The organism is Embleya sp. NPDC127516 (assembly GCF_044765325.1).
GTDB lineage: Bacteria > Actinomycetota > Actinomycetes > Streptomycetales > Streptomycetaceae > Embleya.
The window spans coordinates 35,680-60,388 of sequence record NZ_JBIWJT010000044.1 but is presented as its reverse complement, the minus strand read 5'-3'; the positions used below and the strand labels follow the sequence as shown (position 1 = coordinate 60,388).

The window sequence follows — 24,709 nt, the reverse complement described above, 5'->3', positions numbered from 1 at the left end:
GTCCTGGCGCCGGAGCGTGCGGATGTTCATCCGTTCGGTGTCTCGGATCACGGTCCCGGCACGAACACATCCGGACCGGTCGGCGGTTCGATGCCCATGGAAGGAGCGGATATGGAAGCGGAGCCAGGCGCCGTGTGGCGTACGCGGATCCGCGGACGGTCGACCGATCTGCCCGCGACGCTCGACGATATTCGCGCTGCCCTGCCCGAGGCTCGGCGGGCGGGCTTCGACCGTTGCGTCGGGTCGGCGCTCCTGGTCGATGTGCCCCTGGTGGCGGCACGGTGGAGTCTGCCCCCGGAGGCGATCGCCGAGGACGACACACTGATCGCAGCCCTGCGAGCCGGCGACGACTCGGGCTTCGTCGGATTGCACGACCCCGACGAGGAGGCCCGGCGATGAGTTTCCGAGTGCGATACGCGAAGGACGCCCAGGCCGACGTCCACGATCTCGCGTCCGAACCCCGCCGGCGCTTCGACACCGAACTCGCTCGCCTCGCCGGCGATCCGTTCGGCAGGGAATCGATCGCACTCGGGGAGCGCGACTACCGTCAGGTGCGCCTGGGCGGTTGTATCGCCACCTATCACGCGGACGAGGACGCGCGAATCGTGTCCGTCGTGCGTGTCATGGGTCCGCAATGATCCGTATGCGCCTGCCCGGAGCCCGCCCGACCCGGCCTCGCCGAACGGATCGAACTTCGGCGGCGCCGAGCCCCGTCGCCGCCCGGTGCGTCGGCGCTCTCGGCGTCCTGTCCGGCAGCCACGCCGCCCGGGACGACGAGGCGGCACCCGGCGACGAAGGGGTGTGGGTCCAGCCGTCGGGACCTGCGGCGGACCGGCACCCACCCCCGCCGTCGACGCGGGTCCCCCCGAGCGGCACCCGGCACCACACCGTGCCGAAGACCGTGGAGCGACCACTTCGTCACCCGCCCGGCGGCTCGGCCCTTGCCGCTCTCGTGTGACAGAGCGTGCAGATGGGCGTGAGGGGTAGCGGTGTGGGATGAGTATCGACAAGATCAGCGCCGATACGCGCGGTCTCCGGGAGCGGGATCTCGAGGTCGGGGCGTCGGCGGAGACTATCGCTCGGCTCCACCGGGAGGACGTGCGGGATTGGTTCGTCGACTTCGCCCGCCGGTATCCGACCGGCCTCGACGCGCCCGGGGGAGGGGCGACCCGAAAGCGGTGGGAGACGCTCACCGCCACGGCCGAACGGGACCTCGCCCTGGGGCGGCTGGCGGAGGGTCATGCCGATGCTCTCGCGATCATCGCCGAGGTCGGCGACGGCGTCGCGGTCGCGGCCCCGGGGGCACGCTGGGGGGTGTGGGCGGCCGAGCCGCCCGGCAGCAAACTCACCGCCGAACGGCTCGACCGGGGCCGGTGGCGGGTGCACGGGACCCGACGCTGGTGTTCGGGCGCCCTGATGTGCACGCACGCGCTCGTGACCGCCGACGCCCCGGACGGCCCGCGCCTGTTCACCATCGACGTCGGCGCCCCCGGATATCGCGTTCTGCCCGACTCGTGGCCGGCGATCGGCATGGCCGCGAGCGAGACCCTGGACGTCGAACTGGACGCGGTCCCGGCCGAACCCGTGGGCGACGTGGGCGCCTACCTCGACCGTCCGGGCTTTCATCACGGCGGAGTCGGCGTGGCGGCGTGCTGGCTCGGCGGCGCCCGCGCGGTGAGCCGACCACTCGTCGAGGCGGCGGGCAGGGGTCGGCTCGACGAGCACGGGCTGGCCCACCTCGGCGGCGTCGACCTCGCCCTGACCGTCGGCCGGACGCTGCTGGCGCAGGCCGCCGCGGACATCGACGCCGATCCCCTGGACCGGTCGGGCGCCGCACAGGTCCGGGCGTTGCGGGTCCGCGCCGTCGTCGAGCGCACCTGTGCGGAGGTCCTGGAGCGGGTCGGGCGGGCACTGGGCGCCGGGCCGCTGGGTCACGACGCCCGACACGCTCGCGCGGTCGCCGACCTGACGGTGTACATCCGCCAACACCACGCCGAACGAGACCTGGCACGCCTGGGGGCCCTGCGGGCCGCCGCGGTGTCGACCGAGGCGGACGGCCGGCTCCCGGGGGCGACCTCGTGACCGGCGAGCGCGCGCCCGCAGATCCCATCCAGGCCCCCGGCACGCCCGAGCGGGTGTGGCGTGCCTGGCGCGCATTGACCGACCTGCCCCGCGTGGACCCCTCGGAGGTGGCCGGTCCGTTCCGCGCCGGTGGCCTCGTGGTCGTCGCCGCGCACCCCGACGACGAGATCCTGGGCGCCGGCGGCCTGATCGCCGCCCATCTCGACACGGGTTCGCGCGTACGCGTGGTGCTGCTCACCGACGGCGAGAAGTCCCACCCGGGCGGGCCGATCCCGCCGCCGCTCCTGCGCGCGCGCCGAATCCGGGAGACGGAACGAGCCCTGGGCCTGCTCGGGCCGGCGGGGACCTCGACCGCCGAGATCGTGCGCCTGCGGCTGCCGGACACCGGGGTCGCCGAGCACGAGGCGAAGGCCGCGGACACCCTCGTCGCGCTCGTGGCCGGCTTCGGAATCTGCGCCGCCCCGTGGTCGGGAGACGTCCACGGCGATCACGAGGCGGCGGGGCGGGCCGCGGCGCTCGCGTGCGCGTCCGCCGACGTGGCCCATGTCCAGTACCCGGTGTGGATGTGGCACTGGGCCCGCCCCGACGACCCGCGGGTCCCCTGGGATCGCGCGGTCCGGGTGGACCTGACCCCCGAACGGCGACGGCGCAAACGTGATGCCGTCGGGTGCTTCGAGACGCAACTGCGCCCCCACGCCCCGGGCCGTGACGATCGGGTGATCCTGCCGCCCGAGGAGATCGAGCACTTCGTCCGCCCCTACGAGGTGGTGTTCCGATGAGCGAGGCATTGCCGAGGAAGGCGTTCGACGCGATGTACGCCGCCGCCGCGGACCCGTGGAGCCTCGCGGACCGCGCCTACGACCGGCGCAAGTACGCGCTCACGGTTGCGTCGCTGCCGAGAACGCGATACCGCGACGCGTTCGAACCGGCGTGCTCGGTCGGTGTGCTCACCCGGCTGCTCGCCGACCGTTGTGATCGGCTGCTGGCCTGCGATCTCTCCGAGGTCGCCGTCACGCAGGCCCGCACGCGCACGGCCGACCTCCCGCACGTCCGGGTGGAATGCCTCGTCCTGCCCCGGGAATGGCCGGACCGCCCCGGCGGATTCGATCTGATCGTGCTGTCCGAGTTCCTGTACTACTTCGAACCTTCGGAACGGGACCTGGTCCTGGCCCGGGCCCGCGCGTCCCTGGCCCCGGGCGGAACCGTGGTCGCGGTGCACTGGCGCCCGCCCGCGCCCGGACACGTGGACTCGGCCGAGCACGTGCATGCCGCCGTGCGGGCGCTGCCCGACCTGGTACGCGTGGTCGAACATCGTGAGCCCGACTTCCTTCTCGATGTGCTGATCGACACCCGGGACCGGCCCGGTACGGTCTCCGCCGCGCACGTGTCCCCGGCCGCGGTCGAGGGACTGCGTTGAGGGTCCACGGCAGTCGCCCGCCTCGGGTGCGGCGCGTGCTCGTGGTGGTGCCCGCACGCGACGAGGAGGACGAACTCCCGGGCTGCCTGCGGGCGCTCGCTCGCGCCAACGCGCGCGCCGCCGCCTCGGGCGTACCCGTCACCACGGTGGTCACCGCGGACCGTTGCCGTGATCGTACGGCGGACGTCGCCCGCGCGTTCGGTGCGCACGTGGTGGAAACCGACGCCGGGGCGGCCGGGGTCGCGCGCGCCGCGGGATTCGCGGCGATGTTGGGCGACAGGTGCGACGTACGGGACATGTGGCTGGCGACCACCGACGCCGACAGCCGGGTGCCCGCCCGGTGGTTGACCCGACAGATCGCGTGGGCCGGCGACGGCTGGGACGCCGTCGCCGGAACCGTTCGCGTGCGCGACTGGTCCGGGCACCCACCGGGCGTGCGGGAGGCATTCGAGGCCCGGTACGACCGCCGTGCCGACAGGAAGCGGCACGTGCACGGGGCGAACCTGGGGTTCTCCGGCGCCGCGTACCTGGAAGTCGGCGGATTCGCGGCGATGGCGGTGGGCGAGGACGGCGCGCTGGTCGAAGCACTGAAGGCGGCGGGCCGTCGTGTACTGCACACCGACGCCCTGCGCGTCCTCACCTCGGCGCGCACCGACCCACGCGCGCCGCGCGGTTTCGGCCACGACCTGCTCGATCTCGACGGCGCCCGCCCGGTGCCCCGGTGACCCTTGCGACGGGCGTGCCACCGCCGTCGGCGACCATCGCCGCCCAACCCCACGCCTCGAGTGGCGCCCGTCCACACCCGAACGCGAACGGCGGACCGGATCGTCGGCCGAAACCCATCGGAGCTTCGGCGCCGGTGACTTACCCGGGAAGCGGTTCGATGTCGTCGTCCGCCACCACGCGGATGCTGTGCTGGGCCGTTCGGGTGGTTGGGGGGCGGCGGGGGCGTCCGGACCCGTCGGCGGGTGCCCGGGGCGGTCAGGATGGCGGGGCCGGTTCCCGGATTTCCCCGGCGGGAGGTCCACTCGCTGTGTCGGTCCCGCCTTCGCGGCGTGGTGCCGCGGACTGTGTCGGTCGCCGTCGTGGGAGCCGTGCGTTCGATCCCGCCTCCGCCCCCGTCCCGGTGACCGGACCGGTGCGGAAACCCGACAAAGGAGGAAGAGAACATGACCGCGAACCGTGCCCATGTGATCGTCGGAGCGGGTCTGGGCGGGGCGAAGGCCGCGCAGACTCTGCGGGAACAGGGCTTCGACGGCCCGCTGGTGCTGATCGGCGACGAGCGGGAGCGCCCGTACGAGCGCCCGCCCCTGTCCAAGGGCTACCTGCTCGGGAAGGAGGAGCGCGAGAAGGCGTACGTCCATCCGGAGCGGTGGTACGCCGACCACGGGGTGGACCTGCGTCTGGACACGACGGCGACCGCGCTCGATCCCGCCGCGCACCGGCTGACCCTCGGCGACGGCAGCCGGCTCGACTACGCCGCGCTGCTCCTGGCCACCGGTGCCTCGCCGCGCCGGCTGCGGGTTCCCGGCGCGGACCTGGACGGGGTGTCGTACCTGCGCAGGTTGTCGGACAGCGACCGGCTCAAGGCCGTGTTCCGGCCCGGGGCCGCGATCGTCGTCATCGGTGCCGGCTGGATCGGCCTGGAGGCGGCTGCGGCCGCGCGCGCCGCGGGCGCCGACGTGACGGTGCTCGAAAGCGCGGCCTTGCCGCTGCTGCGGGCACTCGGCCCGGAGGCGGCCCGGGTCTTCGCCGAGCTGCACCGCGATCACCGAGTCGACCTTCGCCTCGGCGTCGAGGTCGCCGAGATCAGCGGCGACGCCGGCGCGGTGGACGGTGTCCTGCTCACGGACGGCACCCGGATCGAGGCGGACGCGGTGGTGGTCGGGATCGGCGTCACCCCCAACACCGGCCTGGCCGAAGCAGCGGGGCTCGCGGTCGACAACGGCATCGTCACCGACGAGCACCTGCGTACGTCCGCCCCCGACGTCTACGCCGCGGGCGACGTCGCCAACGCCCGCCATCCGCTGCTGGGGCGGCACATCCGAGTCGAACACTGGGCCAACGCGCTGAACCAGCCGCAGACCGCGGCCCGGGCGATGCTCGGCCAGGACGCGGTCTACGACCGGCTGCCGTACTTCTTCACCGACCAGTACGACCTGGGCATGGAGTACACCGGCTACGTCGAACCCGACGGCTACGACCGGGTCGTCTTCCGCGGCGACCTTGCCGCCCGCGAGTTCGTCGCCTTCTGGCTGTCCGGTGGCCGGGTCCTGGCCGGCATGAACGTCAACGTCTGGGACGTGGTCGAACCCGTCCAGGCCCTCATCCGCTCCGGTGCGGCCGTCGACCCGGACCGCCTGACCGACCCCCGGGTCCCGCTGGAGTCCCTGCTCCCGAACTGACCGCCGGGCAGCCCTCGCCGACTCCGTCCCCACGGGCGGCAGCACCGCCCCGGTGGCTCGGGCACTCGCGTGGCAGAGGATCCCGTCGCCTAATCCCGCCGGGGTCGCATCGGTCGATCCGAATTCCCTTGGCACACCCTCGAACGTGGGTCCAGGCCCACCCTCGACTCTGGTGGTGCCCGGTTGCCGCGTGACCGCATGGGGGCACGATCGTGGTCACGTTCGCGGACGACGCGAGATCGCGGGTGCGGATCGGCCGGGCGCCGAGTTCCGCTTCGGCGCCGAACTCCGTTCCGGTGCACCTCCGTTCCGGATTCGATGGGCACGCCCCGCGCTCCATGAAAGGGAACGGAATGACCAGATTTCGCAGTGCGTGTTCGGCGGTCGCGGCGGCCTCCTCGGTGCTGGTGTCGACCGCAGGCGCTACCGCGTCCGCCGGCACCGGCGCGGCTCGACCGCCCGCCTTGGACGGCGTGTGGCGCGTCGACGGATGCGGCATGCTCGTGACGATCCAGGACGGCACACTGCGCCAGTACCAGACCACTCCGGTCGGTTGCCCGCCCGGGCCGAGCGCACGGCGTTCCGGGCGCCCTGCCGCCCGTCCTGGTGGTCAACGCCACCCACGACCCGGCTCCCCCGCTGCCGGGTGCCCGCCGCATGGCCGCGCCTTCCCGAAGACGAACCTGGTCACGGTGGACACCGTGGGCCACTGGGTGTGTACCCGCGAGGAACCGAGGCAGGCGATCGACGCCTACCTCAGCGGTCGAAGGGCCTGAGTCCCGACGTCGATCCGTACGAGGGACCCGCCCGGCCGACCGGGCGGGTCCCTCGTACGGTGACGGTCGCAGTCGCAACCTGTCTCCGACCGCGAGCTCGTGGCGTCTCGAATGCCGACGACGGGGTGTTCCCGAGGCCGTTTCCGGGGGTTCCTACGGGGCTGTCTTCGATGTCACGCCTTCGACGGTTTCGGCTCGGCCGTGGTCGGCGCGGGTGTCGCGGGGGCCAACCCCCGCGGGGTGGCGTGCGGTTCCCAGGTGGCAGAGGAGCGTCACGGCGGTGACGCCCGCGGCCACCGGCCCCAGTTGGGCCGGGGTGAGGTCCAGCCACTCCTGGGCCAGCCCGCCGAGGCCGCCGCCGAGGGCGACGCCGAGATAGAGGGCGGAGGAGTTGAGGCCCAGCAGGATCGGGGCGGCGGCGGGGCCGAGGGCGATGAGTCGGTGCTGTTGTGGGACGACGACGACGCCGACGCTCGCGCCCCACAGGGCCGCCCAGAGCAGGGTGGGTGCGAGGGCGCGGGTGGCGAGCGGGGTCAACGCCAGGACGAGGGCGGCGAGAGCGAGGGCGGCGGTGAGGACACGGGCGGGGTCGTGGCGGTCGACCAGGCGTCCGGCGGTGATGTTCCCGGCGAGCGTACCGACGCCCCAGGCCAACAGAATCAGGGTCGGCAGCGATTCGTCGCCGTCGGTGGCGTCGCGCAGGGTGGGGCCGATGTAGGTGTAGAGCGTGTAAGTGGCGAGGAAGGCCAGTGTGGTGACCGCCAACAGGGCCAGGACGCGGCCCTGCGCGAGGGGGCGCACGCGGTCGGGCAGGGAGGCGGCGGGGAGCGTCACGTCGGGCAGACCGAGGGCGATGCCGACGGCGGCCAGCAGGCCGATCCCGGCGACGGCCCACAGGGTGAGGTGCCAGTCGGCGCGGCCGATCAGCGTGCCGAGCGGCAGTCCCAGCGCGGTTGCCGACGTCAGGCCGCCCAGTACGAGGGCCAGTGCCCGGCCCCGGTGTTCCGGTGGGGCGATGGCGGCCGCGGTGCTCGAGGCCGCGGCGGTGATGATGCCCGCGCCCACGGCGGTGACGACGCGGGCGGCCATCACCACCTCGTAGCTGGTCGCCAGCGCGGTGACGGCGTTGCCGACCACGAACACGCCCAGGGCGATCAGCAGCGCCGACCGCCGACTCAGGCCGCTGATGAGGGCGCCCATGACCGGTGCCGACAGGGCCAGTACCAGCGCGAACACCGTCACCAGTTGGCCGGCTGCCGGGGTGGACACGCCCAGATCGGCGGCGATGGAGGGGAGCAGGCCGGCGATGACGTAACCGTCGGTGCCGACGGCGAACGTCGCCAGGGCAAGGGGAAACAGTCGTCTCAGCATGGATCGTGCCGCCTTTCCGGAGCATCACGGAGGTGGGTGATCGGCACTGTATGCAATACATGGATGCTTGTCCATATATCAATGAGTGGGTAGGCTGAGAGCTCGCCACGGACGGAGTGAAGCGATGCGTGAGGTGTCCCAACCTGCGACCGGCGCGATCCGGATGGTGGAGGTGCTGCGAGCGCTGGCCGATCCGGTGCGGCTGGAGATCGTGCAACGGCTCGCCGTGACCGGCGAGGAGAGCTGCAATGCCATCGGCAGCGACCTGGATGTGCACCAGACGACGCTGTCCCACCACTACCGGGTGCTGCGCGAGGCGGGCGTCACCTGGACAACCGTCGTGGGCCGATCCCGGCTGGTGCGACTGCGCCGCGACGACCTCGACGCACTGTTCCCCGGCCTGCTCGACGCGGTTCTCGAAGGATCCTGCCGCACGCAGCCGGCCGGGGAGGGCTGACCGGCGCGATCGTGCCTACCCGGTCGTCGAGCCCGCAGGCGGGTCCGTGTCGGTGAGGACGTCGAAGGACGGGCCGCTGGAAGCCTCGGTGCGGCCGGGGCTGCGGCGGGTGGCGAGCCGGAGCGCGACCCGACCGTCCTGACAGTGCGTGCGGTTGTAGGCCACGGTGATCCCGGTGCCGGTCTGCGGCACCTCCTCCTCGTTGACGAAGTACGGCGGGGTGGCCTTGGGCGCGGTGGCGGCGGTCCTTGTGGCCGGGGCGTCCATCCGGGGCAGCGGGGCAGCGGGGCGGCCGGCGGCGATTGGCCGACGCCGAACGGCAGGGTGCGCATCAGTCGCGATCCCGCCGGGTGATGCGCCGCATGGCCGGCATTCCGCCGAACCTCGGCGAACTCCGCCCCTCCACGGGCGAACCCCCCGACGCGATTCCGGCACCGATGTCATCCGCCCGGACCAACCCGACCGCGGCGCGGGGTTGGGTGTGGCACCCCGCGCCGGGATTGGGGTGGGAGGTCATCCGTCGAGGAAGCGGAGCAGTTCCGTGGTGACGAACTGTGGGTTCTCCTCGACGAGTCAGTGGCCCGCGTTCGGTACGTCCACCGCTTGCACGATGTTGGTGATGCGTGGGGCCGCGGTGGCTCGGATCGGGTCGAGTTGACCCTGGGCGGTCATCAGCAGGGTCGGAATGTGTACCGGTGCCGCGGCCGTGGTGTCGCGGACGTCCTTGTCGAGGGCGCGGTAGAGCTCGAAGCCGCCGGACAGGGCCTCGGGCCGGCGGTAGGTCCGCGCGTACTCGTCGATTTCGGCGTCGGTGAACGGGGAGCGATCCGAGGTGCCGCCGAACGCCGTTCCGCCGAAGGAGACTTGGGGGTAGAACAGCGCGAGGTATGCGCGGACGTCGTCGCCGACCACGGTTTCGGGGACCCGGCGTTGGGAGTGGAAGGCGATGTGCCAGCTCAGTGAGCGGTATGTGGGCGCGTCGACCGCGGGGCCGGGGAGCGGTAGGTCGAGGTATCCGAGGCGTGCGGTGTCGGCGGGGAATTGGGCGGCGTACTGGAATGCCACCGCGGCGCCGAAGTCGTGTCCGACGACCCGGGCGTCGCGTACGCCGAGCCGATCGGTGACAAGGGTGTGGACGTAGCGCGCCAGGGTGGCTTTGTCGTAGCCGGTCGGGGAGCCGGTGCTGTCGCCCAGTCCCGGAAGGTCGACCGCGTAGACGGTGTGGTGCTCGGCGAGCGCCGGCATGACCGGCCACCAACCGAACCAGGTCTGTGGCCAGCCGTGTATCAGTACCACCGGCGGGCCACTTCCGCCGGTCACGTAGTGCATCCGGACGTTGTCGACGTCGGCGAACTTGTGTTGGAACCTGCTCGTGAACTTCGGGTCGTTTCGGGTGGCGGCGGCGTAGGACGGGATGTCGTCGTCGGTCTGTGCGCTGCAGGCGGCGGCACCGATCGTCAGGAGGAAGGCGAGGATGACGGTCGCCATCGTCCGCGCCGATCGGAGGGCGTGCTGCGCTGGTGATCGTGATGCGGGAATCATCTGTTCCTGTCCTGGAGGGGGCGGTGCAGTCGGCGTCCGGTCGCGTTGATCGATCCGTGGCGGATGTCCGGCCGGCCGGTGTGGGAGCCGGTCGGTTCGGGAACATCGCCTGGCAGTCGGTGACTTCGCCCCGATGAATGCCGAGCGCTCGACGAACGCCCGCGTCGCCGGGGGCGGATCGATACCCGCGGAGGACTTCCCGCGGGGTCGATCATCGGGGTCGGGATGCCGGTGCGGTTCACTGAGGTTCCTTGCGTCGGGACACGCTCAGTCTTGTCAGGACCATCGGATACGGCACGAGAACTTGCGGTTCTGGCAAGGTGATCTCGTGGGAAGCCAACCGGAGGACGCGCTCGACGCCGCCCTGAGTACAGGGATTTCAGCCAAGGGCTCGGGAGGGGTGAGTCCGCGGCCTTCGACCACCGGCCGGAGGGCGACCTCCAGGGTGGCCTGCCGCCTGGCCAAGTACGCGGGGACTCGGTGAGAGTGTCGGCCCCGTTCCCGTCCGGGGAGTCACGGCCACCAGGGCCGCTCGACTCCTAGAAACCGCCGTTGCCGGGGGTGCTCTCCCGCCCAAATATCACCGGGGCGATGTGCGCACGCTCCTGCTGGGGCCGCGCGTTGATGCCGTGCACGGCCGGATTGAGGTCCGGAAGCGGTTGCCCCGGAGTCCACGGTCGGCCGAAGCCCAGGGACGCCGCGATTCTGGTCTTGCGGAGCTCGGCCTCCTCCGGTTTCAATGCCAGACCGGTCGCGGGGTCCGTGTGGGCGTAGAGAGTATCGAGACTGCGCCGCAGATTAGCTGCCTGGCGGTCGATGTCGCCCCAGTTGTCGGCGTTCATCGCCACTCCTTGAGCCCATATCTCCTGAGCCACCCGAGGGGCCTGGGTGCCGTGGAACGCAACCATCGTCGAGCCCATTGCCCAGCGTTCCCCGTAGTTCCTTCCCGCATGGCTGCCCAAGCTGCCGATGATTTCGGGATCTCGCGTGAGACCCTTGAACAACCCGGCGAGAGCGCCCTTCTCGTTCTTGTCGTGAAGAAACGCCGCCTCGCGCGCGCCGGTATGTTGGCCCTCGTGGTAGACCACCATGGCGCCCCCGAACTCCCCGCCGCCGAGCACCACCCCTTTGGTGTGGGTCGTTTGCAACTGGTTCAGCAGCGTGTTCCGCTGCCCCGGCCCAAAGTATTTGGCGTTGAACTGCACGCCGCCATGGTCATCGGCGAAGGCATAGCCGTCGTTGGGGCCCATGTGCATCACGCCCATGCGCCGGAAGCCGTACTTCGGCAAGACCATTCGGGAGTGCAACATGACGATTGCGGCCTCCTTGGCGGTCAACAGGTCCATTTGCTTGAAGTTGGCCGTCGGCTTGCCGAGCGGCGTCCCCAACTCGCCCATGGATCTGGTGACGTCGAAGGACAGCCACTTGGTGTCGTAGGCATGCAGAACCTTCTGGAAGTGCACGCTCTCCGGAGTGATCCCGTCGGACCCGTGGTTGTAAGGGATGGGAGCGGCTCGGTCGCTGTACGAAACCGGTGGGCCGACAGGCGCACTCGACGCCTTCGTCGCTGCCGTGTCCCGGGTGATCCACGGGTTCCGGACGTTCGGCTGTGGAGCGGGAGACTGCGACTGCGGTTGCGACGTGCGCTCCGGCGACGGGCGGAATCTGCGTCGCAATCGCTTGCCCAAACCAGGCTCTTCCGTCATTTCTCCCCCCGGAGAGTAGCCTGCCTTCAATTATGAGTCGGACGATCATAGAAGATGATGATCTTTTGGCGTTTCGTGTGACCGCGGGCGAGCCGGCTTTCGATGGGTCGGCACTGGGTGCTACCGGGCAGGAGCGTCGCCGGCCGGCCGTGAGAAGCGGCGCCGGCAGTCGAGTGCACACCCCAGTCTCAGGAAGACACCGGACGAAGTGTTGCCGACGGGTCGCTGCGGCCGGCGGCGAAGTCGGCTGTACCGTCCACGTCGGCGACCTGATCGTCTCGCGCGACGCCAAGTCGCACTACCCCGCTCAGGTGCCCGACGCCGGTGGCGGGGTTGTGCCGCAGCCGATCGTGATCATTTTGCCCGGGTCTCGGGCGATGGGTCGGCCGGGTCGGGTGGACGGGAGCGCAAAAGGTGGATCCACTCGGTGATCCGACCGGGACTCCCCGTGATCGACGAGCCGCATGGCACGCTGCCCGCGCCGACCGGGGTCGGTGGTCGCACATGTGTGGTCAGAAGGGCGGGACGCCGGTGCCGGTGATGTGGGCGTGGTGGTCCAGGACGCGGTCGACGGTGAAACTCGCCGCGCGTTGGTCCACACGCAGGAGGCGGATGCGGGCCGAGGTGATCCGGTCGAGGTCGACGGAGGGGTCGTCGGTCCACACCCGTCCGTGCCAGGCACCGTCCGCGCCCAGGCGCAGGTGGGCCTCGACCGGGATGCTCGCGCCGTCGGCGGCGACGATGGCGGGCCCGTCGTAGTGGTCCTGGGCTCGTGAACTCCCGGTCACGATGCCCCGTGTCCGATGATCTGCGAGACGTGGTCCCCGCCGGCGGCGACGACGAAGGGGTGGCCGAGGGTGGTGGGTTCGGTGTCCAGGTGCAGGACGCCGTGGGTACCGGCGTCCATGATCGGGCCGTCGTCGATGATCGCGCTCCAGGTGCGGGGGAGGGTATCGCCGTCGACCGGCCAGTCGAACAGGTCGAGCGTCACCTCGGCGTCCCCGCGACCGGGGATCGTGACGTATCCGTGGGCCTGGTGGATCTCCATCCTTCGAGTCTGCGTCGGCCCGCCGAATACCGCCGGCGAACCGGGCGGGCTTCAGGGAAGGCCATTTACAACCATACGGTTGTCCCGTGATGTCGCGGGCTGGACGTGGCGGCGTGTCGTCGGAATTCGCGTGTGCAGATCGTCCATCTTGATCTGCGCTGCTTTCGCCCGAGTTGGGACGGTCGGCGCGTGACGAGCGTCCCCGCGCCGCGAGGTTCTCGAAGAAGATGCGGCAGAGGATGTCGAGAAAGGGCCGGCGGCCCCGTCTCAGGGTGGAGGGCCAATCCGGCCCCCACCACGCCAAGGAGACTCGGCATGACGATCAAGCGGATGGACAACGTTCTCATCGTTGTCGAGGACCTCGACGCTGTCATTGCGTTCTTCGTCGAACTCGGCATGGAACTGGAGGGCAGGGCGCCACACGAGGGAAGTTGGGTGGACCGCATCATCGGGCTCGAGGGCGCCCGACAGGAGATCGCGATGTTGCGGACACCGGACGGCCATGGCCGCGTGGAGTTGGCGATGTTCCACACGCCGAAGGCGATCGGCGCCGAGCCGAAGCAGCCGCCGGTGAACACGCTGGGCATTCGTCGCATCATGTTCGCCGTCGACGACATCGAGGACGTCGTCGCCCGACTGCGCACTCACGGTGCCGAACTCGTCGGCGAGGTGTCGCGGTTCGAGGACAGCTATCTGCTCTGCTACGTCCGCGGTCCCGAGGGCATCATCGTCGGACTGGCCGAGGAACTCGGCTGAAGGGTGCCGGAGGGACCTTGCGCCCAAAAGACCGTCCCGGCACCCGCGCCGCGTCGGGCCCTGCGGGTGCGACTCGGCACTGGGAATGATCCCGGGGTGGTGTCGGTTGTGGTGGAGGTCGGTGAGGGTGTGCCCCCGGGCCCAACCATTGCCTCCGTGGACTACCGTTCGGCTGGAGCCACGGTGTGCCTTCCGCCGTGAGGCGGCCACCCTCACCGACCTTCGACGTTTCGTGGCGCCGTTCCCGCATCGGGAGGGGCGCCCTTCTTCGTTTTCGGGTACCGCTGCGGACGCGGCGAGGTCGAGGACGACGCTGTCGCCGCGGGGGCTTGCGCAGCCCCCGCGCGGCGACGGTCGGGTCGGTCGTGGTGGGTGCTTGTCACAGGCTGCGCGCGGTGATGTTGCCGTAGGCGGTGGTGGCGTGGATGTCGAGGCCGGCGGTGGCGCCGTCGGGGTTCTTGAGGGTGTTGTGGATGCGACCGTGAGTGGTGCCGGCGTCCAGGGTGGCGGAGACTCCGCGGGCGGCGCCGACGGAGACCTCGCCGTACTCGGTGCGCAGCGCGAGTGCGCCGTGGACGGCCTCGGTGATGTGGATGTCGCCCTTGCGGGTGTCGATCTCGGCGGGGCCGCCGAGACGGCCGACCGAGACGTCGCCGGCCTGGAGGGTGAGGCGGGCGGTCGCGGTTTCGTCGAGTTTGACGGTGCCCTGAGCGCCCTCGAAGGTGACGTCCCCGAGGCGACCGACGCCGCGGAGGTCGGCGGCGGCGGCCTTCGCGTCGATGCGGGAGCCGGTGGGCAGCCGGACGGTGACCTCGACGGAGCCGGAGGCGCCGAGGATCCGGTTCGTCGCCGATGCGGCCTCGATCCGCAGGACGCCGCCGTCGTATTCGACGGTGGTCTGCTCGACCGCCTTCAGGTCGCGGGCCTTCGAGGCGTCCGCGGGCAGGATCTCGACCGTGGTGTCGGTCCGGTCGGCGGCGATGAAGCGGATGCGTCCCGCGGGGATGTCCAGGACGGCGGTGACGGGGGTGGGGGTGTCGAACTTCTGCATCGTGCTCTCCTTCCGGTGCAGCGTGGCCCCTTGCGGCCCGCTGTTTCCGATGAGGGAAAAGCTACGTTGCGTTCATTGGATCGGCAATCCGGTCGTTGCATAAAATCGACATATATGCAGGTCAAGGCGGGCTAATCGTTGCAATGGTTGTGTGGATAATGCAACGACCTCTGCTTTGCTCGTTGCAATAAATTGAGAGTGAACGCTAGCGTGAGGCCCCACCGAGCATGAAGGAGACCGCGATGCCGGGAGGCAGGCTCACCCAGCAGGAACGTCGGCAGATCGCGCTGGGCCTGGCCGACGGCCTCGCCTATGCCGAGATCGCCAGGGGGCTGGACCGTCCGACCTCGACGATCACCCGCGAGGTGATGCGCAACGGCGGCCCCACCGCCTATCGCGCCGACGTGGCCCACCGCGCCACCGAACGGCGCGCCCGCCGGCGCGGGCAGGCCGCTCATCCGGGGTCGGAGGCGCCCCCGCAGGCGCACGGGCGCGATGCCGAGGCCGTGCGCGAGTACGAGGAGGTGTTCACCACCGTGCTCGTGCAGTCGGGCCTGGCCAGGATGATGTCCCGGGTCCTGGTGTGTCTCTACACCACCGACGCGGGCAGCCTCACCGCGTCCGACCTCGTCCGGCGCCTCCAGGTCAGTCCGGCGTCCGTGTCCAAGGCGATCGCGTTCCTGGAGAGCCAGGGCCTCGTCCGCCGCGAGCGCGACGAACGCCGGCGCGAGCGCTACTTCGTCGACGACGACGTCTGGTACCAGTCGATGATGGCCAGTGCCCGCTCCACCGCCCACCTCGGCGACGTCGCACGCCAGGGTGTCGACGTTCTCGGTGCCGGAACCCCCGCCGCCACGCGCCTCGAAAACATCGGCCGCTTCGTCGACTTCGTCTCCGAGAGCATCGCCCGCGCCGCGGAGCAGGCCCGCGAGGTCCTCCACACGAAACCCGAATCGGCCCCGGACGGCACTGCCTGAGCCACGTTCCGATCGCGGAAGGACACTGGTCTCGACGCTCGCGACCGGCGGCGTCCGTTCAGGTCACCGGGCGGGAAGCCGTTTCGTCGAGGCGCTTGCGCTGGGACTCGGTCAAGCGGAAGTCCGCCGCGGCGAGATTCTCGTCGAGATGGGCGGTCGAACTCGTTCCGGGGATCGGCAGAACGACGGGGGAGCGGGCGAGCAGCCAGGCGAGCAGGACCTGGGGCGTGGTGGCGTCGAGTTCGGCGGCGACGGCATCGAGCGCGGCTGCCGGCCCGGGCGTCGCTGCGGCCACGGGGCGCCAGGGGAGAAAGGCGATCCCGGCGGCTTCGCAGGCGTCCAGAACGGGTTCGTACTCCCGCTCGAGGAGGTTGTAGCGGTTCTGCACGCTTGCGATCTCGGTGGTCTGTCGGGCCTCGGCGAGTTGTGCGGCGGTGACCTCGGACAGGCCGATATGGCCGATCTTGCCCTCTTGGCGGAGCTCGTGGAGCGCACCGATCTGCTCGGCCAAGGGAACATCCGGGTCGATCCGGTGTAGTTGGAGCAGGCCGACGCGTTCGATCCGGAGTCGGCGCAGGCCCTGCTCGACCTGCTCGCGCAGGCTCTCGGGCCGTGCGTCGTACGCCCACCCCTCGGGGCCGGTCCGGGTGACGCCGACCTTGGTGGTGATCAGCAGGTCGTCCGGGTACGGATGGAGGGCCTCGGCGAGGAGTTCCTCGTTGGCTCCCCAGCCGTAGAGGTGGGCGGTGTCGATCAGAGTGACACCCGCCTCCACGGCATGTCGGGCCACCGCGATGGCGGCGTCGCGTTCGGGGCCGGGGTCGGTCGACAGGCGCATGGCGCCGAACCCGACCCGGGATACCGGGAATTCGCCTCCGACGGAGAAGGTGGTGGTTGCCGTGCCGGCCGTGCCGGGCGGATGGGAGGTCATTGGCCACAGCCTTCCCGATGGGGCACCGGGGGACAACCCCATTCGAGGGGCGTACGACAGTCATCGGAAAGTGAGACGCCGCCGGCTTCCGCGACGCACGGTGGGCACGGCGGAGGCGTCGCCGCCCGTCGGCGTTCCCGCCGGTGTTCCCTTAGCGCGGCAGCGGGCGGGCGTCGACGACGTTCTTCGACGTTCTTCGACCTTCTTCATGACGATGGTGGAGGTCAGCGCTGGACCCCCGGCAACTTGGCGAGTTGCCGGTCGTAGAGCCGCTGGAAGGCGCCCGGGTCGGTGGTCGCCACGCGCAGGAGGTAAGCGGGTTCACCGAACGGGCGCTGGGTTTGGATGACGTGCGGGACGGCGACCAGGGCCTGCTCGAAGCCGCGCCGTCGGCTGCGTCCCCGGACGTGTGCATCCGAGGGTGGAGGCCGATGCGCACTCGTGCTTCGTTTCGGCGTCGACGTCGGGACGGATCGCCGTACCGGGGCATCGGGGTCGCAGAGACGCCTCGCGCTCGTCGATTTGCGGACGCCGATCGGGGCAAACTGTAACAAGCGGGATGCCGCGCGCGACGGTGCGTGCTTTCTGTGGGGAGGGAGTTGAGCGGGGCCCTCTGGAGGTGATTTGGTCATGCGACCCGGCCCGGACTTTGATCCGACGCGCAATCCGTATCTGTCGGGACGATTCGCACCGGTGATCGAGGAGATCGACGCGCCGGACCTGGAGATCCGGGGTGAACTTCCGAGCGGTCTGGACGGAATGTTCCTGCGCAACGGGCCCAATCCCCGGTTCACCCCCATCGGCTCGTACCTGTATCCCATCGACGGCGACGGCATGCTGCACGGCGTGTGGCTGTCGGGCGGAAAGGCCCGCTACCGCAATCGGTTCGTGCGTACGCTGGCGCTCCTGGCGGAGGAACGCGCGGGCCGCGCCCTGTGGGGTGGTATCGAATCGATGATCCTGCCCCGGGAGCCCGACGTCCCGGCACCGCTCGTGGGTACTTTCCGCGACCTGCCGGACATCAATGTCGTCCGCCATGCGGGACGCCTGCTCGCGCTCGCCGAGTCCGCGTGCCCGTTCCGGATGACGCCGGACCTGGAGACCATCGGTCGGGAGACGTTCGAGGGGGCGTTGCCGGCCGGGATCACCGCGCATCCCAAGATCGACCCGACGACGGGGGAGATGGCGGTTTTCTGCTACGCGCTGGAGCCGCCGTTCCTGACCTGGTCCATCGTGGCCCGCGACGGAACCGTCGCTCGCGGCCCGACTCCCGTCCCGGGGGTCGACGAACCGGTGATGATCCACGACATGGCGCTGACCGCAAGATTTTTGGTACTCGTGCTCGCCCCGGTGTTCTTCGACATGGACGCCGCCATGAGCGGCGGCTCGATGATCGCCTGGCGTCCGGAGCGGGGCACCCGGGTCGCCCTGATCCCGCGCGACGGCGGACCGGTGCGATGGGCCGAGGACGACGCGTTCTGGGTGTGGCACACCGTCAACGCCCACGACGTCGACCCGCACGGGGACGTCGTGCTCGACTACGTGCAATGGGATCGCCTATCGCTGATCGAGGACCCGAACGCCCCACGCACGCCCAACCATGGAGGGCTGACCCGCGCGATACTGAATCCCGCCGCAGGCACCATGCGGCGCACCCGACTCGACGACGTCTCCGTCGAATTCCCCCGAGTGGACGACCGTCTCATCGGCCGTCGCCACCGCCGGGTCGCACTCGCCTCGAGGAGTGGCCGCATCGATCTGCCCCACGGCGAGCACGACGCGTTGCGCTGGTACGACACCGACCGATCCGATGGCCCCATCACCGCCACGACGTGGTCGGACAGCGACCTTTCGGTCGGCGAACCGGTCTACGCGCCTGCCGGGCGCGACAACGGAATGGACGACAACGGCTCCGAGACGGCTGCGTACGGCCACTGGCTGACCTTTGCCATCGACCTTACCCAAGACACGAGTTGGCTCCTGGTCATTCCGGATGAGGACCCCGGATCCGGGCCGGTGGCGCGCATTCGAATCCCGACGCGTGTTCCTCTCGGACTCCACGGGAACTGGACACCGGCCGGACCGCCGGAGACGTGACGCACGAAGGCGCACGCTTGCGTACCGGCCGAGGTTCCGGCCCGCGCGGGAGGTGCTCCGGCGGCCGATGCCTTCCGCCGAGATCGGCGCCCTGAACGCGATCGGGGCGCGCCACGTCGAGGCCGGCGACACCGACCTCTTGCTGGACGCTCTCACGCGCACGGACTCGGACGTGGTGCGCGGCAAGGCCGCCCGGACGGTCTACGGCGTGCTCGACGAAGCTTCGCACGCTGCTCGAAAGCGACGACCGGGCGGCCGTGGGTATCGCCCTCGACCACTGGTGCAGTCCCGACGGGGCCGTGAAGCGGGGCGGCGAGGAAGCACGTGAGCCGGCGAGGGCACTCGTGCTGGATCGCATCCGGGAGGTGCAAGCCGCTGCGGCGTGGGGGTTGATGCGGGAGGCGGTCATCGAGGACCATCGCGCCATGCTTCGGAAACCGAGCGCGAACCGGCCCGTGGAGGACGCGCCGTGGGAGGTTGCGCGAGTGCGGGACATGCTCGACGGAGCCGAGCGGTGAGGCGGCTGCGGGCGTGTAGGCATCCATGGTGGCCACCGGCGTGGAAACACGAGAAGAACGCCTTCGGACTCGCCCGTGGCGCTCCGATAACATGATCGATCTCACGACGATCACCCCAAGCGCCGTCCTTCACCAAAGAACCACGCAATCCGGCACGAAGGGTGATCTATTTACTGGAATCCAACAAAATTGGCCGAGTAATTGATATTCATAATATTGCGAAAGTTTTCGCGAATAAGTCGCGAAGGCATGGTCGCCGTGCAGCGTCGGTCGCGGGCGATTCTGTGGGCCGCGGTGAGTGTGGCAGCCCTCGGATTTCTCATAACCTTGGAGATCATCGCACGGCACTACGGCTCCGGGGGGCCGATTACCGCTCAGGCGCGGGAGGTGATATTCCCTCCCGACTCGGGGCCGCTGCTGTACGCGGGCCTGGCGCTGACGATGGTGGTGCTCACCTGGCGGGAGCGGTTTATCGCGGCCGGTGCGGCAATCGGTATCGACCTCGCCTTCTGGTTGGTGCGGTGGGTGGTCGACGCCAGGATGAACTTCGGCAACGGCGCGCTGTGGGTGATTCTGGGCTGCGCGGTCATTGCCCTCACGCGCCGTACCGGCCGGGAACGTGTCCTGCTGCTGAAGGGCGCGGGGCTGGGACTGCTGTTGGTGGCGGGCCACAAGACCGGCGATACCTGGCTGCTCATCACGTCGGTGACGCGCCCGAACGTGCTCGACGAGTACGTGGCAACCGCCGATCACGCACTGGGTGACCCGTCGTGGCTGGTAGGCCGGATGCTCGAGGCCACCGACCCGATCGGCTCCCATGTTCTCGGCGGCGTCTATGGGCAGCTGCCACTGGCAGCGGCCATCGTCGCGCTGTACCAACTGCGTCATGTGGCGGTCGAGCGCCGCTTCCCGGGCCACCACCTGGTGCGGACCTTTCTGGTCATCGGTTTGCTCGGGCCCGGCATCTACATGATCTTCCCGGTGGTCGGACCGGTCTTCGCCTACAGCGCCGAAGGCGGGCAGTGGGCGGTGGCCAACCTATGGCCGGATACGCCGCCGTCGATCGGTACCCCGCACCCGTTCCGGTTCGACGAGATCACCCCTCGCAACTGCATGCCCAGCCTGCACACGGCGTGGGCCACCACGATCTTCATTCATTCCCGCAAGGGATCGCGGTTCATCCGATTCGCCGGATCGTTCTGGTTGATCGGCACGCTCGCGGCCACGCTGGGATTCGGCTACCACTACGGCGCGGACCTCGTGGCCGGCGTGGTGTTCGTGCTCACGATAGAGGGGGCGCTGCGCTCGCTCGACCATGGCTGGAACCGGTCCGGAATTCGGTTGGTCAGCTACGGCGCGACGGTTTTCGCGGTGCTCTTGGTGTCATATCGCTATCTGCCGATGGAGATGGCCAGACATCCGTGGGTGTTCGGACCACTGCTCATTCTGGCGATGACCTCGGTCATCTACTGCTACGTGCGGACAACCAGGCTGTGGGAGCCGAAGGCTGCGCCGGCGGAGCAATTGGAACCGCAACTCCTGCCGGCGTGATCGTCGCACGCCCGCAGTCGTTCGAACGCGTCCGACCCCGGTCCCACGACGCTCTTCCCGCCGGATGAGCCCACCCACGTCACTGCCGGTCGTCGCACGAGCCCGCCAGGTGCACCGTTCGAGCGGCAGGTATGGCCCCTCACCACAGGTATGGCCCCCAGGCAGGGGGCCATACCTGTTTGTGATGTTGCGGGAGCGTGCCGTGGGCCGGCGGCCGCGCAGGCTGCCGCAGGTCGGCAGCAGAGCCTGCGGTGGCTCATCCGCGCGCGACGCGCCCTCGCCTCGGCTTGGACGCGGACGAAAACGGTCTGTGGCACCAGGAGGCGGGCCCCACCGTCTTCGCGCCGTTCGAGATCGGGACGGACTACTTCGGCTCCCGTACCCAGCAGACCATGCTGAACTTCCGGGTCCGCGACCTGGACGCCATGCTCGCGCAACTCCGCGCCAAGGGCGCGGATGTAGCCGACGAGACCCAGGATATGGAGGGCGTCGGACGCTTCGGCTGGGTCACCGACCCCGAGGGCAACCGCATCGAACTATGGCAGTCCGCCTAGTCGGCGCGCCGAACACGGACGTCGACCGGGATGTACGCCCGGCAAACGCCGCGTCGAAACCGGGACGGGAAAGAGGCGCGGACGGGGGCACGCCGTACGGTACTTCGAAGGCGAGCACGATCGGCACGCCCACGGGTGGCACCGGTGACCTGCGTGCGCCGGGAGCGGCGGTGGCGTCATCGACAGAGCGGAAGGCCGGACGGGCACGGGCGGCTCATCGGGTCGGTGGTTCCGTTACCTGGATGTTCCGCTGTGACATGAAAGTGCCTTCTTCCGTCGCTGTCCGGGGGCGCAGAGGATGGGTCCGTAACACGAAGTGCCCCAAGGGGCGCGCGGGTCGGATGCACAGAACCGGGAGCACCCCATGTCCACGACGCTCGACGAGTCGACGCGCAAGCTGCTCGACGGCAGGAACTTCGCCACCGTGTCGACGCTCAACGCCGACGGAGGGCCCCAGGCCTCGGTGGTCTGGTATCAGCGGGACGGCGACACCGTGGTGTTCTCCGCGACCGAGGGTCGGGCGAAGGTACGCAACCTCCGTCGTGACCCCCGGGTCAGCGTCACGGTCTTCGACCTGGACAACCCCTACCACTCGGTCGAGCTGCGAGGCACCGCCGAGATCGTGCCGGACCCGGCTAAGGAGCTTCCACTCGCGCTCTCGCTCAGGTACCTCGGCGAGGCCCCGCCGCCGGAGCCCGACGAGATCGCCCGGGTGATCGTCCGCGTGACACCGACCAGGGTGAACAGCTTCTCGGTCTAGTGAGGTGCCCGGATCGCTCTGCCCTGTCGATGTGTCGTCGGCGGCGCGGAGCCGGTCCGGGACGGCCGCCCGGTTCGATCAGCCACACGTCGCGGGCGGAGGCGACACGCTGCGGTTCCCCGTGCCTCGCACCGAGATCGTCTACGGGCGGAGGGCGAAGTCATGGACGAGGACTTCTCCGATCGTCCGGTGCCCCGGTTCCGATCCTCGGCTCCTGTCGGCGACCTCGGCCACATCGGGACGCGAAACGTGGTGCGACCACCGCGCGGATGCGGTCGGGCGCGACCGACTGGCGAGTGATGTCGGCTGCCGCGTGATTGTGCCGGACCGGATGGGCCGGGCGGCCTGAGCGGGTGGTCGGTGATGGGGGCGGGCCGCTGAGGGTTCGGGGGCCGGGTGATCGGGGCCACGGGTGGCGGCGGTGAGTCGCGGGCGGCTGTCACCCGCTGCGTTCGGAGCCGCGCGTGGAGCGGGTGCGCCACCAGGCGTCCAGGTATTGCCGCACTTGGTCCGCTTGTGAACGGCCCTGTTCCTGTGCTTTCGGCTTGCGGAACGCACCGCTTCTCAGTTCGTCCCGGGCGGGGGCTATCCGTACCGCGGCGCCGAAGCCGGAGGCGGCGATTCCGGGGGTGGCCGCGCCTTCCCGCCGGTTCGTGGCCACGTGGACGCGCCCCGACGTGTGCTTGGCGGAGGCGAGTTGATGGCGGACCATGCCCTTGTCGGCACGACGCAAGCTGCTCGCGCCCCGCAGGCGGCTCGCCGCCTGTACCGCGTCGGAGCGCACGCGGTGTTCCCGGGCCGGTTGTCCCGGCGTCCTGGGCCGCAGTCGGGACGGCGACTTCGTTCCCACGCCATCGCCGACCGCCGTTCGCAGCCGATACGAACGCGTCCGTGTGTACAGGCGAGTTCGCGATGGTCGATCCTGCGACGAATCGCGGCCGGAGGAGTGCCGGACGACGGGGCTGGAAGGGACGCCGACCGTCATCCGCGTGCGTGAGACCGCTCTGCGCCGCACTTGAGGGGCGCCGGGGCCGCCGGTACGCGTCGACAACTCGCGCCTGATCCGCTGGATGGCGGCTGCTTCGGATCCGGATCCGCGTTCGGAACCGCTTCCGGATCCGCCCGCCGGCACCTCGGCGCCTCGTCCGCGCGATCGCCATGTCGCCGGGTTCCACCAAGCCATGCCGTTCCCCCGGCCTTCGTGCGTAGACGCCCGGCCCACCAGGAGCGTGGGCACCGGGCGCGACCTTCTCTCCAGTGGATCATGGTAGTCCGCCGACCGGAGAGCGGTGCGGTCGAGCCGTTCCGCACGTCGGTGAACCGTTTCCCGAGACGCCCGGTGGCTTGGAAAGTCCTTGCCGTGAGCGTGCCTTCGACACGGGTACGGGGAACGACCCACGTGGCCATCGCGGTCGAGTCCGAAATTGCGACGACCGGGCGCGATGATTGATCCTGTCGGCGCGGATCGCATCCACGACCTGACCTGTCCCGAGGAGGAGACCTGCGGTGGTCAACCAGGAGAACACCCGCTGGGAGCGACTGAGGGAGGCGGCCTCGCGTGCCCGGGAGATCGTCGGCCAACCCGTGGCCGCTCCTTCGGACAACGTTCTGAAGGATAAGCGGCTGTTTCGTCGACAACTGGACGACCTCGAACAGCCGGACTACTGGCGGTCTCTCGACCAGGGGCTGCGCGAACTGCAAACGTTGCGGACCACCGCGATCCTCGAGCGTGACAGCAAGACGCTCGCACAAGTCACCGCCTGGGCAGCCGCCCGCGGCCGCTTCCCACATCGCACTCGGGCGGCCTTGGCGCGCCCGGGAGTGACCGCCGCCCAGGTCGAGGTTGGCGAGAACTGGTCGACCGGACCCTCCCAGGGCTTCCCCGCGGTGCGAAAGCTGATTCTCGACACCTTTCGCGACGCCGATGCCGCGGCGGACCGGCAGGATGCCCGAACCCAGCCGAGCGGCCCACAGGCCAAGTCCACCCTTCGGCTTCTGGACGCGAGACTGGCCCCGCTGCGTACCCTGCTCGACAGCGACAACTCGTACTATTCCGCGGCGGCATTGGCGAAACTGGGCGAATTCCGCACCCAACGCGAGACGACATCCGCCGCACGCACACCGAACGACACCCCTGCGCCGTCCCCCACGGCATCGCAGCCGGCCCGTGACACGGAAACCGGCGCCGGGGGCATCGAGGCGGCGAACAAAGCGCGCCTGGGCCTGGGCGCCGCACGCGGCGACGCGGCGACGGCGGGCTCCTCCGACCCGCAACCCCAAGAGCGCGGCACCGGCCAGGGTCTGGCGCGAGGCAACCCCGGCGCCACACCGTCCGGCCCCGCCCAACCACCCCCGACGAAGCGTCACGTCCGCGGCAACGAAGTCTGATCCCGAGCATGGTGAGCGCGGCGTGGCCGATTCCCGGGCAAGCCGGTCGTCCTCGGTATCGGGTGCTTCTCCGGTTCCGCCGTCGGATGTTCCTCCGGCGGTGTCGCGTGGGCGGGTGAACCGAGGCCGGGCGATCGATGGTTGCGATGACGCGTCGCGGATCCGGCGAGCTTCGGCAATGGTCTCCGGCCGGTGATGGAACGCTTCGCGGCGGATGGGCGTCAATGCTCGGCGTGCCGATACTGACCCTGCCCGGCGGCAAGGCGGTCCGAGGCCCGGCGCGGAGGTGTGGTCGGATCGCTTGCCGGGGTCCGCCGGCGAC

The 24,709-nt window shown here is 70.4% G+C and carries 25 protein-coding genes; 15 read left to right on the top strand and 10 right to left on the bottom strand.

The genetic code is table 11. The features are described from left to right. Window positions 1-111: 111 nt before the first annotated feature. The 7 genes from ACIRL2_RS46445 to ACIRL2_RS46415 all read left to right on the top strand — a co-directional run bounded on the left by ACIRL2_RS46445 (window position 112) and on the right by ACIRL2_RS46415 (window position 5,904). The gene (locus ACIRL2_RS46445; RefSeq protein ID WP_395872532.1) at window positions 112-399 is read left to right on the top strand and encodes a hypothetical protein; all 288 of its coding nucleotides are present in this window, start codon (window positions 112-114) and stop codon (window positions 397-399) included. Continuing rightward, window positions 396-638 carry a type II toxin-antitoxin system RelE/ParE family toxin gene (locus ACIRL2_RS46440; RefSeq protein ID WP_395872530.1) on the top strand — a complete coding sequence of 81 codons (243 nt, stop codon included), beginning with the start codon at window positions 396-398 and terminating at the stop codon, window positions 636-638. Before ACIRL2_RS46445 ends, ACIRL2_RS46440 begins: the two co-directional genes overlap by 4 nt. Before the next feature lie 358 nt (window positions 639-996). After that, window positions 997-2,082, top strand: a complete 1,086-nt coding sequence (locus ACIRL2_RS46435; RefSeq protein WP_402241043.1) for an acyl-CoA dehydrogenase — start codon at window positions 997-999, stop codon at window positions 2,080-2,082. Then, complete coding sequence (locus ACIRL2_RS46430) at window positions 2,079-2,861, top strand: PIG-L deacetylase family protein (protein WP_402241041.1); 783 nt, start codon at window positions 2,079-2,081, stop codon at window positions 2,859-2,861. The genes ACIRL2_RS46435 and ACIRL2_RS46430 overlap by 4 nt, the downstream gene beginning before the upstream one ends. After that, window positions 2,858-3,499, top strand: a complete 642-nt coding sequence (locus ACIRL2_RS46425; RefSeq protein ID WP_395872524.1) for a class I SAM-dependent methyltransferase — start codon at window positions 2,858-2,860, stop codon at window positions 3,497-3,499. Before ACIRL2_RS46430 ends, ACIRL2_RS46425 begins: the two co-directional genes overlap by 4 nt. A 35-nt stretch (window positions 3,500-3,534) precedes the next feature. Continuing rightward, complete coding sequence (locus ACIRL2_RS46420; RefSeq protein WP_395872522.1) at window positions 3,535-4,224, top strand: glycosyltransferase; 690 nt, start codon at window positions 3,535-3,537, stop codon at window positions 4,222-4,224. Between the two features lie 444 nt (window positions 4,225-4,668). Next, the gene (locus ACIRL2_RS46415; protein WP_402241038.1) at window positions 4,669-5,904 is read left to right on the top strand and encodes an NAD(P)/FAD-dependent oxidoreductase; all 1,236 of its coding nucleotides are present in this window, start codon (window positions 4,669-4,671) and stop codon (window positions 5,902-5,904) included. A gap of 929 nt (window positions 5,905-6,833) precedes the next feature. Here ACIRL2_RS46415 and ACIRL2_RS46410 read toward each other — a convergent pair. Next, a complete protein-coding gene (locus ACIRL2_RS46410; protein WP_402241036.1) occupies window positions 6,834-8,051 on the bottom strand; it encodes an MFS transporter in 1,218 nt (405 codons plus the stop codon). 124 nt (window positions 8,052-8,175) lie between these two features. Between ACIRL2_RS46410 and ACIRL2_RS46405 the strand changes: the two genes are divergently transcribed. Continuing rightward, entirely contained in the window at window positions 8,176-8,508 is a 333-nt protein-coding gene (locus ACIRL2_RS46405; RefSeq protein ID WP_402241034.1) for an ArsR/SmtB family transcription factor, read from the top strand. Between the two features lie 15 nt (window positions 8,509-8,523). Here ACIRL2_RS46405 and ACIRL2_RS46400 read toward each other — a convergent pair whose 3' ends face one another. From ACIRL2_RS46400 to ACIRL2_RS46380, 5 genes are all read right to left on the bottom strand, one after another. After that, complete coding sequence (locus ACIRL2_RS46400; protein ID WP_402241031.1) at window positions 8,524-8,775, bottom strand: hypothetical protein; 252 nt, start codon at window positions 8,773-8,775, stop codon at window positions 8,524-8,526. 306 nt (window positions 8,776-9,081) lie between these two features. Beyond that, complete coding sequence (locus tag ACIRL2_RS46395; RefSeq protein ID WP_402241029.1) at window positions 9,082-9,996, bottom strand: alpha/beta fold hydrolase; 915 nt, start codon at window positions 9,994-9,996, stop codon at window positions 9,082-9,084. A gap of 593 nt (window positions 9,997-10,589) precedes the next feature. Next, window positions 10,590-11,513, bottom strand: coding sequence for a hypothetical protein (locus tag ACIRL2_RS46390; RefSeq protein WP_402241026.1), 924 nt, complete (start codon window positions 11,511-11,513; stop codon window positions 10,590-10,592). Window positions 11,514-12,268: 755 nt separating this feature from the next. Beyond that, on the bottom strand, window positions 12,269-12,544 hold the full coding sequence (locus tag ACIRL2_RS46385; protein ID WP_395872508.1) for a DUF4873 domain-containing protein: 276 nt from the start codon (window positions 12,542-12,544) through the stop codon (window positions 12,269-12,271). Further along, the gene (locus tag ACIRL2_RS46380) at window positions 12,541-12,804 is read right to left on the bottom strand and encodes a hypothetical protein (protein ID WP_395872506.1); all 264 of its coding nucleotides are present in this window, start codon (window positions 12,802-12,804) and stop codon (window positions 12,541-12,543) included. Before ACIRL2_RS46380 ends, ACIRL2_RS46385 begins: the two co-directional genes overlap by 4 nt. A 315-nt stretch (window positions 12,805-13,119) precedes the next feature. Between ACIRL2_RS46380 and ACIRL2_RS46375 the strand changes: the two genes are divergently transcribed. Then, the gene (locus ACIRL2_RS46375; RefSeq protein ID WP_395872504.1) at window positions 13,120-13,560 is read left to right on the top strand and encodes a VOC family protein; all 441 of its coding nucleotides are present in this window, start codon (window positions 13,120-13,122) and stop codon (window positions 13,558-13,560) included. 379 nt (window positions 13,561-13,939) lie between these two features. Here the strand turns inward: ACIRL2_RS46375 and ACIRL2_RS46370 are convergent, their stop codons facing one another. Beyond that, window positions 13,940-14,611: a DUF4097 family beta strand repeat-containing protein gene (locus tag ACIRL2_RS46370; protein ID WP_395872502.1), complete on the bottom strand. Its 672-nt coding sequence runs from the start codon at window positions 14,609-14,611 to the stop codon at window positions 13,940-13,942. A 242-nt stretch (window positions 14,612-14,853) separates the two neighbouring features. On the opposite strand from ACIRL2_RS46370, the gene ACIRL2_RS46365 reads away from it, so the two are divergent. After that, window positions 14,854-15,588, top strand: a complete 735-nt coding sequence (locus tag ACIRL2_RS46365) for a helix-turn-helix domain-containing protein (RefSeq protein WP_395872501.1) — start codon at window positions 14,854-14,856, stop codon at window positions 15,586-15,588. A gap of 58 nt (window positions 15,589-15,646) precedes the next feature. Here ACIRL2_RS46365 and ACIRL2_RS46360 read toward each other — a convergent pair whose 3' ends face one another. Next, window positions 15,647-16,519 (bottom strand): aldo/keto reductase, encoded by an 873-nt coding sequence (locus ACIRL2_RS46360; RefSeq protein WP_402241021.1) that lies wholly within the window; start codon window positions 16,517-16,519, stop codon window positions 15,647-15,649. A 224-nt stretch (window positions 16,520-16,743) separates the two neighbouring features. Next, window positions 16,744-17,151 (bottom strand): Lrp/AsnC ligand binding domain-containing protein, encoded by a 408-nt coding sequence (locus ACIRL2_RS46355; RefSeq protein ID WP_402241019.1) that lies wholly within the window; start codon window positions 17,149-17,151, stop codon window positions 16,744-16,746. Here ACIRL2_RS46355 and ACIRL2_RS46350 point away from each other — a divergent pair. From ACIRL2_RS46350 to ACIRL2_RS46335, 4 genes are all read left to right on the top strand, one after another. Further along, complete coding sequence (locus tag ACIRL2_RS46350; RefSeq protein ID WP_402241017.1) at window positions 17,150-18,616, top strand: carotenoid oxygenase family protein; 1,467 nt, start codon at window positions 17,150-17,152, stop codon at window positions 18,614-18,616. The two genes, ACIRL2_RS46355 and ACIRL2_RS46350, sit on opposite strands and share 2 nt — an antisense overlap. Window positions 18,617-19,383: 767 nt before the next feature. Then, window positions 19,384-20,685, top strand: a complete 1,302-nt coding sequence (locus ACIRL2_RS46345; RefSeq protein WP_395872497.1) for a phosphatase PAP2 family protein — start codon at window positions 19,384-19,386, stop codon at window positions 20,683-20,685. A gap of 197 nt (window positions 20,686-20,882) precedes the next feature. Continuing rightward, window positions 20,883-21,239 carry a VOC family protein gene (locus tag ACIRL2_RS46340; protein ID WP_402241015.1) on the top strand — a complete coding sequence of 119 codons (357 nt, stop codon included), beginning with the start codon at window positions 20,883-20,885 and terminating at the stop codon, window positions 21,237-21,239. Between the two features lie 364 nt (window positions 21,240-21,603). Then, a complete protein-coding gene (locus ACIRL2_RS46335; protein ID WP_395872493.1) occupies window positions 21,604-21,999 on the top strand; it encodes a PPOX class F420-dependent oxidoreductase in 396 nt (131 codons plus the stop codon). A gap of 439 nt (window positions 22,000-22,438) precedes the next feature. On the opposite strand, the gene ACIRL2_RS46330 is transcribed toward ACIRL2_RS46335, so the two are convergent. Continuing rightward, window positions 22,439-22,783, bottom strand: coding sequence for a hypothetical protein (locus ACIRL2_RS46330; protein WP_402241014.1), 345 nt, complete (start codon window positions 22,781-22,783; stop codon window positions 22,439-22,441). A 722-nt stretch (window positions 22,784-23,505) separates the two neighbouring features. Between ACIRL2_RS46330 and ACIRL2_RS46325 the strand changes: the two genes are divergently transcribed. Further along, the gene (locus ACIRL2_RS46325; protein ID WP_402241011.1) at window positions 23,506-24,387 is read left to right on the top strand and encodes a hypothetical protein; all 882 of its coding nucleotides are present in this window, start codon (window positions 23,506-23,508) and stop codon (window positions 24,385-24,387) included. Window positions 24,388-24,709: the final 322 nt, after the last annotated feature.